Origin of the sequence: Streptomyces sp. NPDC012835 (assembly GCF_042900885.1) — a bacterium.
In the GTDB taxonomy this organism is placed as follows: domain Bacteria; phylum Actinomycetota; class Actinomycetes; order Streptomycetales; family Streptomycetaceae; genus Streptomyces.
This window is the reverse complement of record NZ_JBIBBW010000002.1, coordinates 1,247,135-1,259,130: the sequence shown is the minus strand read 5'-3', so window position 1 is coordinate 1,259,130 and position 11,996 is coordinate 1,247,135. Positions and strand designations below refer to the sequence as shown.

Sequence of the window (11,996 nt, the reverse complement as noted above, 5' to 3'; positions counted from 1 at the left end):
GTTGTAGCGTCGCGATCATGGGACCGCTGACGGACGACACCGCCACCGACCAGGCGCCGGCTGATCCGGCCGCCACCGACGACATGCTGGCCACTCAGCCCATCGGATACTGGAGTGGCCTCGCCCAGGAGGCCGTCACGCGGCAGCTGCGTGACGCCATGGCCCGGATCGACGTCACGCAGCCGCAGTACTGGGTGCTCAACCGGGTGCACGGTGGGTCCGCGGCGCCGAGCCGCGAAGAGGTCGTCACCCAGCTGACGCCCCTCACGGACGGGCCGCACGAGATCGCTCGTGTCATCGACCAACTGATCCACCGCGGCTGGCTCAGGATCGACGCCGGGCAGCGCCTGCGGCTCACCGACGCCGGGGAGGCTGCCAGGGTGCGGCTGCGCGAGTTGGTGACCGAACTGCGCGGCGTGGTCCACGAGGGCATCGGCGACGAAGAGTACGTGGCCGCGCTCAGGGTGCTGCGCAGGATGATCGCCAACGTCGAGGGCAGCAGGGCCTCCTGGCCGGGTTCTGCCGCTCTGCCGGCCGGTGAATCCGTCGGCGGGGACACGTTCTGACCTGGCTGGGTCAGTCGCAGGCTGGAGCCTGTGGAGAGCACTGACGCCTTGTCAGAACCCGGAACCCGGAACTCGGAACTCCGGACGGGCGGCGACGACGACGGCGGTGCCCAGCACCTTGCCGCGAGCCGCGGCGGCCGGGGCCGGGACGGCGTTGAGCGAATGGCGGACGCCGTCCGGGCCGCTCAGCGCCTTCGGCCCGTGGCGGAGGCGAAGCCCAGCCGGGTGTGGCGGTTGCCCCACCAGCACCAGCCGACCTTCGGGGCGTTGCGCCGCTCGCGGCCGTCCCGCCCCGTGCCGTTGCTGACCCAGATCGCCGGGGTGCGGGCGTCCAGGGCGCCGTCTGCCTTGCGCAGCCTGGAGCCGATGGTCATGAAGCAGCGATTGCGTTCGAGGACCGCCGGCCGCTGGAGCATCCAGTGGATGCCTTCGGTGAGCAGCAGCGGCGTACGGCCGTCCTCGGTGAGGGCGGGCAGTGCCTCTTCCGGGCTCCAGTTGGCCATGTGCTCGCCCCGGTCGAGGCCGGTGACGAGGTAGAGGGGGGCGTCGGGCAGCTCGACAGTGTGCGGGGCGAAACTGTCGACATCGGGCATGTCGCCGACGACGAATCCGGACTTGCCCTCATGGTGGAGCAGCGGTGCGAGGGCGGAGGCGGGGGCGCGGTCCGGGTGGATGGCGAGAAGGGCGTCGCTGTCCCGGCGGCCGGGGTTCTCAGCGAAGGTGCGAAGCTCATCCGCGGCGATCCCCGCGATCTCGTGCACGCCAAGCCGGATCAGGTGATGTGCCTGGTCGGCGAGCGGCGGGAGAGGGGGCGCGGCGGCGGTGGACGACGTATCGGACAAGGTACTCCTCGGTTCGCGGTTCGGAGCCGTAGACCTGGGTCGAACGAGGCGGCCCACCGGAATATTCCGGTGCCGAGGGCTGTGTACCCGAGCGGGACGCCGGGGCCTGCGGCGGCCCCCGCCCCCGCGGCGCCGCGTGCGCCGTCGGCGGCATCGTGACGCCCGTGTTCGAACCGCAGGTCAGAGCGGGCGCGCTTCACCCGTGGGGTCCGCCTCGACCGTCACGGAGAACGCGAACCGGTCGCCCCGATAGCGAATCCTGGCCACGTCCACCACCCGGCCGTCCGCGTCGTACGTCACCCCCGTGTAGTGCAGGATCGGGCTGAGCAGCGGCACCCGGAGCAGCTCGGCCGTCACCGGGTCGGCGAGCCGCGCCTCGACGGTGTCGGTGATCCGGCTGATCCGTACGCCGACGAGGTCGCGCAGCACCTTCGTCATCGGCCAGCGCTCCAGGTCGGACACCTCGATCCGCGCCGCGACCTCCGGATGCACCGCGTTCTCCACCCAGTTGACCGGCTCCCCGCTCTCCCCGTCGTGCCGCAGCCTGCGGTACTCGACCACCTCGTCCAGCCCGGGAAAGTGCTCGGCCAGCTCGCCGGGGACCGGCGCGGGACCGTGGCCGAGGACCGTGGCCGGCTCGCCGGACTGCTGCGCCACGATCGCGTCGATCGAGCCCAGCAGCCGGCGCGGGGCGGCGGCGCGCGCACCCGGCTCGATGAAGGTGCCCCGCCGCCGGTGCCGGCTGATCAGCCCCTCCTCCTCCAGCTCCTTGAGGGCCTGACGCATCGTCAGCACACTGACGCCGTAGTGCGCCGCGAGCCGCTCCTCGGTCGGCAGCCGCAGCGGATCGTGCGGGCGGCGGCCCAGTATCGAGGCGCGCAGCGACTGCGAGACCTGATACCAGAGCGGCAGCTTGCGGTTCAGGACCAGGGAGTCGGGGGCGAAGGCGGTCACGGCAGCTCCGTAGACGGATCAGGGCCTGAAGTGGCGTTCAAGACCCTGCCACACCGCGTCGTACCCCTGTTGCAGATGGGCGGCCCCGGCCGCCTGCCCGGTCGCGGTCACCGGCCAGCGGGTCTCGAACATGAAGGCCAGGCCGTCGTCCACGCGCTGCGGCCGCAGCTCCGCCGCGCTCGCCCGCTCGAAGGTGTCCCGGTCGGGGCCGTGCGCCGACATCATGTTGTGCAGCGAGCCGCCGCCGGGTACGAAACCGCCCTCGCCGGCCGTCTTCGCGTCGTAGGCGCCCTCGATCAGGCCCATGTACTCGCTCATCACATTGCGGTGGAAGTACGGCGGCCGGAAGGTGTCCTCGCCGACCAGCCAGCGCGGCGCGAAGACCACGAAGTCGACGCCCGCGAGGCCCGGGGTGTCGGACGGCGAGGTCAGTACGGTGAAGATCGACGGGTCGGGGTGGTCGTAGCTGATGGAGCCGATGACATTGAACCGGCGCAGGTCGTAGACGTACGGCACATGGTTGCCGTGCCAGGCGACGACATCGAGCGGCGAGTGGTCGTAGGTGGCCGCCCAGAGGTTGCCGCAGAACTTGCTGACCACCTCGACCGGCCGCTCGACGTCCTCGTAGGCGGCGACGGGCGCGAGGAAGTCCCGTGCGTGGGCGAGCCCGTTGGCGCCGATCGGGCCCAGCTCCGGGAGGGCGAAGGGGTGTCCGTAGTTCTCGCAGACGTAGCCGCGCGCCGTCGCGTCCAGCAGCTCGACACGGAAGCGCACCCCGCGCGGGATCAGCGCCACCTGGCCGGGGCGGGCGGCGAGCAGCCCCAGTTCGGTACGGATCAGCAGCCCGCCGCGCTCGGGCACGATCAGCAGCTCGCCGTCCGCGTCGCTGAACACCCGGTCGGTCATGGAGAAGTTGGCGCTGTAGAGATGGATCGCCATGCCCTCCCGCCGGGCCGCGTCCCCGTTGCCGCCCAGGGTCCACAGCCCCGCCACGAAATCGGTGCCGGGAGCGGGCTCGGGCAGCGGATTCCAGCGCAGCCGGTTCGGATCGGGCACGCTCTCGGTGAACGGCGCCCCCCGCAGGCCGCCGTTGTCGACCCGGACGAACGGCGGATGCGCGGCCGAAGGGCGGATCCGGTAGAGCCAGGAACGGCGGTTGGCGGCCCGCGGCTCGGTGAAGGCGCTGCCGCTCAGCTGCTCGGCGTACAGCCCGAGCGGCGCGCGCTGCGGCGAGTTGCGGCCGTGCGGCAGCGCCCCCGGCACCGCCTCCGAGCTGTGTTCGTTGCCGAAGCCGGGGGAGTGGTCCAGCTCCTCGGCCGTCCTGCGCGCCTGCTCGATGCCGTTCATGCCGCTCATCCGTCGTGCCCGCTCCCTGGTCGAGGAATCCCGCGAAATCCTATGGACAACCGTAGGATTGCGGAACCCACGCGTCAACGGGACCGCGCGGTACGGCGCCACCGGGTTCACGCGGCCGTACGAACGGGGGCGCTCGGACGTACGGACGGGGCCGCTGGGCGTACGAACGAGGGCGCTCGGACGTACGGATGGGGGTGCGCGCGGGCGTGGGCGCGGTGGGGCGCCCTCCGCGCCCGTCCGGTCCGACCCGTATCCACCATCCCAACCGGTCGGTATGCTCGCTCCCGCCGGCCCGGCCCCCGTGGCCGACCCCGCCGTCCGCGTGTCACCGCCGCCCCCGCCGCCCGGGAGGACCGTCCATGACCACCGCCCCGCGCATCTGTCCGCTCTGCGAAGCCACCTGCGGACTGACCCTCACCATCGAGGGGACCAAGGTCACCGGCGCCAGGGGAGACCGCGACGATGTGTTCAGCCGGGGCTTCGTCTGCCCCAAGGGCGCCTCCTTCGCGGAGCTGGACGCCGACCCGGACCGGTTGCGCGCCCCTCTCGTCCGGGTGGACGGGGAGCTGCGCGAGGCGGGCTGGGAGGAGGCGTTCGACCGGATCGCCGCACGGCTGCGGCCGCTGGTCGCGGAGCACGGCCCGCACTCCGTGGCCGTCGTCCTCGGCAACCCCAACGTCCACACCATGGCCGGTGGCCTGTACCCGTCGCTGCTGGTCGGCGCGCTCGGCACCCGCAACCTCTTCACGGTCAGCACCCTCGACCAGATGCCCAAGCACGTCTCCTGCGGGCTGCTGTTCGGCGACCCGAACGCCATCCCCGTACCCGATCTGGACCGCACCGACCATCTGCTGCTCCTGGGCGCCAACCCGTTGGACTCCAACGGCAGTCTCTGCACCGCGCCCGACTTCCCCGGCCGGCTGAAGGCGCTGCGCCGGCGCGGCGGCACCCTCACCGTCGTGGACCCGCGCCGCACCCGTACGGCCAAAATGGCGGACCGGCATGTCCCGATCCGGCCGGGCACGGACGCCCTGCTGCTCGCGGCGGTCGCGCACGTCCTCTTCGCGGAGGGGCTCACCGACCTCGGCGCGCTGGCCGGGCATGTGCAGGGGGTGGGTGAAGTCCGCGACGCGGTACGGGATTTCACCCCCGAAGCGGTCGCCGCCGCGTGCGATCTGGACGCCGATGAGATCCGTACGATCGCCCGTGAACTGGCCGCGGCGCCCACCGCCGCCGTCTACGGGCGGATCGGCAGCTGCACCGTCGAACACGGCACCCTCGCCAGCTGGCTCGTCGACGTGCTCAACATCATCACCGGCAACCTCGACCGGCCCGGCGGCGCCCTCTTCCCGCTCTCCGCCACCGGCCGCGCGCCCGTGCCCCCTTCGGCCACCGGCGCCCCGGTGCCCGGCAAGGGCTTCGCCCTGGGCCGCTGGGCGAGCCGGGTGAGCGGCCATCCGGAGACGAAGGGCGAACTGCCGCTCGCGGCGCTCGCCGAGGAGATCGAGACCCCGGGCGAGGGGCGCGTCCGCGCCGTGATCGCCCTCGCGGTCAACCCCGTGCTGTCGGCACCGGACGGCGACCGGCTCGACCGGGCACTGGACGGGCTCGACTTCATGGTCAGCGTCGATCCGTACCTGAACGAGACCTCGCGCCACGCCGATGTCGTGCTGCCCCCGCCGCCGCCCGCGCAGAGCGCGCACTTCGACTTCGCCTTCAACGCCCTCGCCGTACGCAACCAGGTCCGGTACACGCCCGCCGCCGTACCGCTGGAGGAGGGCCGGATGGACGAGAGCGAGATCCATGCCCGGCTGATCCTCGCGGTCGGCGGCGTGCCCGGCGCGGCGCCCGCCGACGTGGACCGGGCGGCGATCACCCGCCTGCTCGGCAGAGCGGTCCGCGACCCGCGCTCCCCGGTGCACGGGCGCGATCCGGAGGAACTCTCCACCCTGCTGACCGGCGACACCGGCCCCGAACGCCGGCTCGACCTGAAGCTCCGCCTCGGCCCCTACGGGGACGGCTTCGGCGCGCGGGACGGTTCCGGCGAGCAGGGGCTGAGCCTCGCGCGGCTGCGGGAGCGTCCGCACGGCATCGACCTCGGACCGCTGCGCCCCCGCCTCCCGGAGCCGCTGCTAACCCGCAGCGGCCGGATCGAGCTGCTGCCCGCCCCCATCGCCGCCGATCTGCCCCGGCTGCGCGCGGCCCTCACCCTTACCGCCCGGCCCGGCTCACTCGTGCTCGTCGGGCGGCGCCATCTGCGCTCCAACAACAGCTGGCTGCACAACGTCCCGGCGCTGGCGGGCGGTTCCAACCGCTGCACCCTCCAGATCCACCCGGACGACGCGGCCAGGCTCGGGCTGGGGGCCGCCGACCGCGTCCGGGTGACGGCCGAAGGGGGCGCGCTGGAGGCGCCGTTGGAGATCACCGACACCGTACGGACCGGGGTGGTGAGCCTGCCGCACGGCTGGGGCCACGACCGCCCCGGTACCAGGACGGCGGTGGCGAGCGCCCGGCCCGGCGTCAACGTCAACCAGCTGCTCGACGGCTCACGGCTGGACCCGCTCTCCGGTACGGCCGTGCTCAACGGCTTCCCGGTCGAGGTGTCGCCCGTCTGATCCGTCTGATCCGTCTGCCTGTCCCCCCGTCTGATCCGCTCGCCCGTCTGATCCGTCTGATCCGTCTGATCCGTCTGCCTGTCCGCCCGCCTGGTCCGTCTGCCCGCCCGTCTGCCTGCCCGCCCGCCCGTCTGCCGGGCGGGCGCACCGGGCAGGCCGACGCACCGGGCAGGCCGACGCACCGCGCAGGCCGACGCACTTCGCGGGCCGAGGCCCGGTGGGCCGACGCCCCCCCCGCAGGCCCCCGCCCGGCGGGGACAACGCCCGATCCGCCCCGCGACCTTCGCGCGAGTCATTCCCTGACCGCCCGTGGTCGGCTAACTTCAGGCGCGCAGGCAACTCCACCCCCTCCATACGGGCTTCCATACGCGCATACGGGCATACGGGCGGAAATCCATTCATGACTCGCGCCATCTCTCTGCACAGTGTCAGCAAGACGTACGGACGAGCCACCCGGGCCGTCGACCGCTTCTCGCTCGATATCGCGCCGGGCGAATTCCTGGTGCTGCTCGGGCCCTCGGGGTGCGGCAAGTCGACCGTGCTCCGCATGATCGCGGGGCTGGAGGACATCACCGAGGGCGAACTGCTGCTCGACGGCGAGTACTCCAACCTCATGCCGCCCCGGGAGCGGGGCATGGCCATGGTGTTCCAGAACTTCGCGCTCTACCCGAACATGACCAACCGCGACAACATCGGCTTCCCCCTCCGGCTGGAGAACCCCCGCGAGGACCGCACCGCGCGGGTCGACGCCACCGCCCGCATGCTCGGCATCGAGAGCGTGCTGGACCGCTATCCGAGCCAGCTCTCCGGCGGCGAACGCCAGCGTGTCGCGATGGGCCGCGCGATCTCCCGGCGGCCGTCGGTCTTCCTGATGGACGAGCCGCTGTCCAATCTCGACGCGAAACTGCGCAGCCATCTGCGCGCCGAGATAGCCCGGCTGACCACCGAACTCGGCGTCACCACCGTCTATGTGACGCATGATCAGGCCGAGGCGATGTCGCTGGGGGACCGGGTCGCTGTGATGCGCGGCGGAGTGCTCCAGCAGGTCAGCGCGCCGCGCCAGGTGTACGCCCTGCCGGAGAACGTCTTCGTCGCCGCCTTCATCGGCACCCCGCGCATCAATCTGCTCCAGGCCGTGGTGTACGCGCCGCTGGACGGCCGGATGTCGATCGACCTCGGCCGGCAGCGGCTGCCGCTGCCCGAACCCCTCAGCTCCGACCACCAGTTGCTCCGCATCCAGCAGGGCCGGCAGATCATCGTCGGGCTGCGCTCCGAGGCGGCCCGCATCGCGCCGCCGAGCCAGGCGCGCTCCGGTGAGGTGGCGCTGAGCGGCATCGTCGAGCACATGGAGTACCAGGGCCACGAGGCGCTGGTCCATCTCGACATCGGCTCACGGCCCGCCACGGTGACGGACCTCGAATCCGCCCGCCCCCGGCCGGGATCGCGCGGACGCCGGGGGCCGGGACTGCTGCAACGGCTCACCGGGCGCGCGCAGGGCCGCCGGGACGGCCGGGACGCGAGCCGGGTGGCGGGCCCCGTGGTGGTGCTGGACGGTCAGGAGCCGCAGAGCGACGGGGAGTTCGGCCCGGACCGCGCCGCCATCACGGCGAGCGACCTGGTGGTCCGTACCGGCCCCGACATGCGGCTGCGGACCGGCGCGCAGGTGCCGTTGCTGGTGGATCTCGCGCACCTGTACGTCTTCGACCACCTCGGCCGCCGCATCTGTCCCGCGCCGAGGGATCTGCCGGGGCTCGACGGGTAGGCGCGCCGTCGGCGCCCGCCGCGAATCGTTCGCACAGGGGCCCTGGCGCCGTAAAACTATCGTCGCTAGTTTGGAGTTCCGTCACCGGTGCCGAACGCGGACACCGCAGCGACCACGTACGGGGCGAGGACAGGGGATGGCGATGCAGGCGTACGACGGGATGTACATCGACGGGCAGTGGCGGCCGGCGGCGGGAGCGGACACGATCCCGGTCGTCAATCCGGCCGACGAGCAGATCATCGCCACCGTCCCGGCCGGTACGGCGCAGGACGTCGCCGCCGCCGTCCGCGCGGCGCGGGCCGCCTTCCCCGGCTGGGCCGCCACCCCGCCCGCCGAGCGCGCCGGGTACCTGCGGGCGCTGCGCGACGCCATGGCCGCCCGCAAGGAGGAGATCGCCGAAACCGTCACCGCCGAGCTGGGCGCGCCGATCGGCTTCTCGCGGCTGGTCCACGCGGCGGCGCCGATCCTGGTCGCCGGTTCGTACGCCGACCTGGCGGCGTCGTACCCCTTCGAGGAGAAGGCGGGCAACTCCACCGTGCTGCTGGAGCCGGTGGGGGTGGTGGGCGCGATCACGCCGTGGAACTACCCGCTGCACCAGATCGTCGCGAAGGTCGCCCCGGCCCTGGCCGCCGGCTGCACGATCGTCGTCAAACCGGCCGAGCACACCCCGCTCACCGCCCGCCTCTTCGCCGAGCTGGTCCATGAGGCCGGGCTGCCCGCGGGTGTCTTCAACCTGGTCACCGGCCTCGGCCCGGTCGCGGGCCAGGCCCTCGCCGAACACGAGGGGGTCGATCTGGTCTCCTTCACCGGCTCCACCGCCGTCGGCAGGCGCATCGGCGCCACGGCGGGCGGCGCGGTCAAGCGGGTCGCCCTGGAGCTGGGCGGCAAGTCCGCCAACGTCATCCTGCCCAGCGCCGATCTGGCCAGGGCCGTCCGCGTCGGCGTCGCCAACGTCATGTCCAACTCGGGCCAGACCTGCAGCGCCTGGACCCGGATGCTGGTCCACACCGACCAGTACGACGAGGCCGTCGAGCTGGCAGCCGCCGCCGCCCGGAAGTACGTCGCGGGTGATCCGCGCGAGGAGACGAGCCGCCTCGGTCCGGTCGTCAGCGCCGGGCAGCGGGACCGGGTGCGGGGTTATCTGGAGCAGGGCGTCGCGCAGGGCGCCAAGGTGGTCACAGGCGGCCCCGAAGCCCCGCTGGCCACCGGCTACTACGTGGCGCCGACCGTGTTCGCCGAGGTCACCCCGGAGATGACCATCGCCCAGGAGGAGATCTTCGGGCCGGTCCTCGCCCTGCTGCGGTACGAGGACGAGGAGGACGCCCTCCGTATCGCCAACGGCACCGTGTACGGCCTCGCGGGCGCGGTCTGGGCCGGGGACGAGGCCGAGGCCGTGGCCTTCGCCCGCCGGATGGACACCGGACAGGTCGACATCAACGGGGGCCGCTTCAACCCGCTCGCGCCGTTCGGCGGCTACAAGCAGTCGGGCGTGGGGCGCGAGCTGGGAGTGCACGGGCTCACCGAGTACCTTCAGACGAAGTCCCTCCAGTTCTGACCGTTCCGGCAACGCCGGCCCGCCGATCCGGCCGCCCCGCCCGCCACGTCCGTCCCAGCCGCCCCCAGTCGTGCCGGCCGTCGCCCGTCGCGCCAGCCGTCCCCGTCGTCTTCAGGGAAGAAGAGAACCCGTGGTCCGTGCCGCCGTCCTGCCCGCCGTCGGAGCCCCGCTGGAGATCACCGAGATCGAACTTCCCGAACCCGGCCCCGGGCAGGTGCGGGTCCGCCTCGCGGCCGCCGGGGTCTGCCACTCCGACCTGTCGCTCTCCAACGGCACGATGCGGGTACCGGTCCCCGCCGTCCTCGGCCACGAGGGCGCCGGTACGGTCGTCTCCGTCGGCGCGGGGGTGACCGGGGTGGCGCCGGGCGACAGCGTCGTCCTCAACTGGGCCCCGTCCTGCGGGAGCTGTCCCCCCTGCGTGGCCGGCGAGGTCTGGCTCTGCGACAACGCCCTCGCCGGCACGGCCGGGGTGCACGCCCGCACGGCCGACGGCACGGAGCTGCACCCCGGGCTCAACGTGGGCGCCTTCGCCGAGGAGACGGTCGTCGCGGCCCACTGCGTCCTGCCGCTTCCCGAGGGCATCCCCCTCACGGACGCGGCGCTGCTCGGCTGCGCGGTCCTGACGGGATACGGAGCGGTCCACCACGCGGCCCGCGTCCGCGAGGGCGAGTCCGTGGCGGTGTTCGGCGTGGGCGGGGTCGGCCTGGCCGTCCTCCAGTCCGCCAGGATCGCCGGAGCGGGTACGGTCGTCGCCGTCGACGTCTCTCCGGAGAAGGAGGCCCTGGCCCGCGCTGCCGGAGCCACCGAGTACGTCGTCGCCTCCGACACCACGGCCAGGGCCATCCGGAAGCTCACCGGCGGCCGGGGCGCCGATGTGGCCGTCGAGTGCGTCGGCCGCGCCGCCACCATCCGCACCGCCTGGGACTCCACCCGGCGCGGCGGCCGTACGACGGTCGTCGGCATCGGCGGCAAGGACCAGGCGGTCACCTTCAACGCGCTGGAGCTGTTCCACTGGGGCCGTACGCTCTCCGGCTGCGTCTACGGCAACAGCGACCCGGCGGAGGACCTGCCGGTGCTCGCCGGCCACATCGGCGCCGGGCGGTTCGATCTGGGCGCGCTGGTCACCGAGCGGATCGGCCTCGACGCCATCCCCGCGGCCTTCGAGAACATGCTCGCGGGCCGGGGCGGCCGGGCGCTGGTGATCTTCTAGGCGGCGTCCGGCCGGGCCGGGCAACGCCCTTGGTCCTCCCAGCCCCCGCCCGCTAACGCCCGCCCTGCCGTTCGTACTGCGCGTACCGGATCGCGAGCCCGTCCAGCAGGGCCCGCAGCCCGGTCTCGAAGGCCCCCTCGTCCACCTGCCGCTGCCGCTCGGCGAGCAGATGGGCCCGGCCGAGGTGCGGATAGTCGGCCGGGTCGTACGCCGCCGCGTCGTCCACGAAGCCCCGGGCGAACGAGCCGAGCGCCGAACCGGTGACGAAGTACCGCATCAGCGCCCCGATCGAGGTGGCCTGCGCGGGCGGCCACCCCGCCCGTACCATCGCGCCGAACACGGCGTCCGCGACCCGCAGCCCGGCCGGCCGCCGGCCGGGCCCCCGGGCGAGCACCGGCACGATGTGCGGATGGTCGGCGAGCGCCGCGCGGTAGGAGCGGGCCCAGTCGTGCAGCGCGGTGCGCCAGTCGCGACCGTCGCCCTCCTCGAACATCGACAGATCGACCTGGGCGCTGACGGCGTCGGCGACGGCTTCGAGGATCTCGTCCTTGGTGCGGAAGTGGTTGTACAGGGAAGGCCCGCTCACCCCCAGCTCGGCGGCCAGCCGCCGGGTGGAGACCGCGTCCAGTCCCTCCGCGTCCACCAGCGCGCCGGCCGCGGCGACGATGCGGTCTCTGCTGAGCAGGGGTCTGCGCGGTCGGGCCATGGCGCACATCGTAGGTCCCGCCGCGCGGAACGGGCAGGGCTCCTCGCTCCGTACTCAGGACGCCGGGTGAGTACGCGTACCGATGTGGCCCGTGCCGGGCCCGCCGATGCTGGGCCCATGACAGAGACTCCCGTTCAGCAGCAGAGCACCGCGGCCTTCTACGTGCAGGCCGTGGCCTCCTTCGCCCTCGCCCTCGTCGCCGTGTCCGTCGGCATCCTCAAGCTCGACGCCAGCGCCTGGGTGCGGGGATTCCTCGGTATCGCCGTCCTCTATCTGACGACTTCCGCCTTCACGCTGGCCAAGGTGATCAGAGACCGGCAGGAGGCCGGGCAGATCGTGAGCCGGGTCGACCAGGCGAGACTGGAGAAGATGCTCGCCGACCACGATCCCTTCCAGAAGCTCTGAGCAGCCCCGAGAAGCCCCCGAGAAG

The 11,996-nt window shown here is 73.1% G+C and carries 10 protein-coding genes; 6 read left to right on the top strand and 4 right to left on the bottom strand.

Features of this window, described 5'->3' with window-relative positions:
• Positions 1-17: 17 nt before the first annotated feature.
• Positions 18-566: a MarR family winged helix-turn-helix transcriptional regulator gene (locus tag ACFY6S_RS13055; protein ID WP_388826642.1), complete on the top strand. Its 549-nt coding sequence runs from the start codon at positions 18-20 to the stop codon at positions 564-566.
• A 185-nt stretch (positions 567-751) separates the two neighbouring features.
• Here ACFY6S_RS13055 and ACFY6S_RS13050 read toward each other — a convergent pair whose 3' ends face one another.
• From ACFY6S_RS13050 to hmgA, 3 genes are all read right to left on the bottom strand, one after another.
• Entirely contained in the window at positions 752-1,408 is a 657-nt protein-coding gene (locus ACFY6S_RS13050; protein WP_388826639.1) for a DUF5701 family protein, read from the bottom strand.
• Positions 1,409-1,588: 180 nt separating this feature from the next.
• Positions 1,589-2,362, bottom strand: coding sequence for a GntR family transcriptional regulator (locus ACFY6S_RS13045; protein WP_388826636.1), 774 nt, complete (start codon positions 2,360-2,362; stop codon positions 1,589-1,591).
• 18 nt (positions 2,363-2,380) lie between these two features.
• Positions 2,381-3,709, bottom strand: coding sequence for a homogentisate 1,2-dioxygenase (gene hmgA, locus ACFY6S_RS13040; RefSeq protein ID WP_388826844.1), 1,329 nt, complete (start codon positions 3,707-3,709; stop codon positions 2,381-2,383).
• A gap of 368 nt (positions 3,710-4,077) precedes the next feature.
• Between hmgA and ACFY6S_RS13035 the strand changes: the two genes are divergently transcribed.
• The 4 genes from ACFY6S_RS13035 to ACFY6S_RS13020 all read left to right on the top strand — a co-directional run bounded on the left by ACFY6S_RS13035 (position 4,078) and on the right by ACFY6S_RS13020 (position 10,860).
• The gene (locus ACFY6S_RS13035; RefSeq protein WP_388826633.1) at positions 4,078-6,333 is read left to right on the top strand and encodes a molybdopterin-dependent oxidoreductase; all 2,256 of its coding nucleotides are present in this window, start codon (positions 4,078-4,080) and stop codon (positions 6,331-6,333) included.
• Between the two features lie 400 nt (positions 6,334-6,733).
• Positions 6,734-8,095, top strand: a complete 1,362-nt coding sequence (locus tag ACFY6S_RS13030) for an ABC transporter ATP-binding protein (RefSeq protein ID WP_388826630.1) — start codon at positions 6,734-6,736, stop codon at positions 8,093-8,095.
• A gap of 142 nt (positions 8,096-8,237) precedes the next feature.
• Entirely contained in the window at positions 8,238-9,650 is a 1,413-nt protein-coding gene (locus ACFY6S_RS13025) for an aldehyde dehydrogenase family protein (protein WP_388826841.1), read from the top strand.
• 130 nt (positions 9,651-9,780) lie between these two features.
• Positions 9,781-10,860, top strand: coding sequence for a Zn-dependent alcohol dehydrogenase (locus ACFY6S_RS13020; protein WP_388826627.1), 1,080 nt, complete (start codon positions 9,781-9,783; stop codon positions 10,858-10,860).
• A 52-nt stretch (positions 10,861-10,912) separates the two neighbouring features.
• Here ACFY6S_RS13020 and ACFY6S_RS13015 read toward each other — a convergent pair whose 3' ends face one another.
• Positions 10,913-11,566 (bottom strand): TetR/AcrR family transcriptional regulator, encoded by a 654-nt coding sequence (locus ACFY6S_RS13015; protein WP_388826625.1) that lies wholly within the window; start codon positions 11,564-11,566, stop codon positions 10,913-10,915.
• Positions 11,567-11,683: 117 nt separating this feature from the next.
• On the opposite strand from ACFY6S_RS13015, the gene ACFY6S_RS13010 reads away from it, so the two are divergent.
• Positions 11,684-11,971, top strand: coding sequence for a YiaA/YiaB family inner membrane protein (locus ACFY6S_RS13010; RefSeq protein ID WP_388826622.1), 288 nt, complete (start codon positions 11,684-11,686; stop codon positions 11,969-11,971).
• The last annotated feature ends 25 nt before the right edge of the window (positions 11,972-11,996 follow it).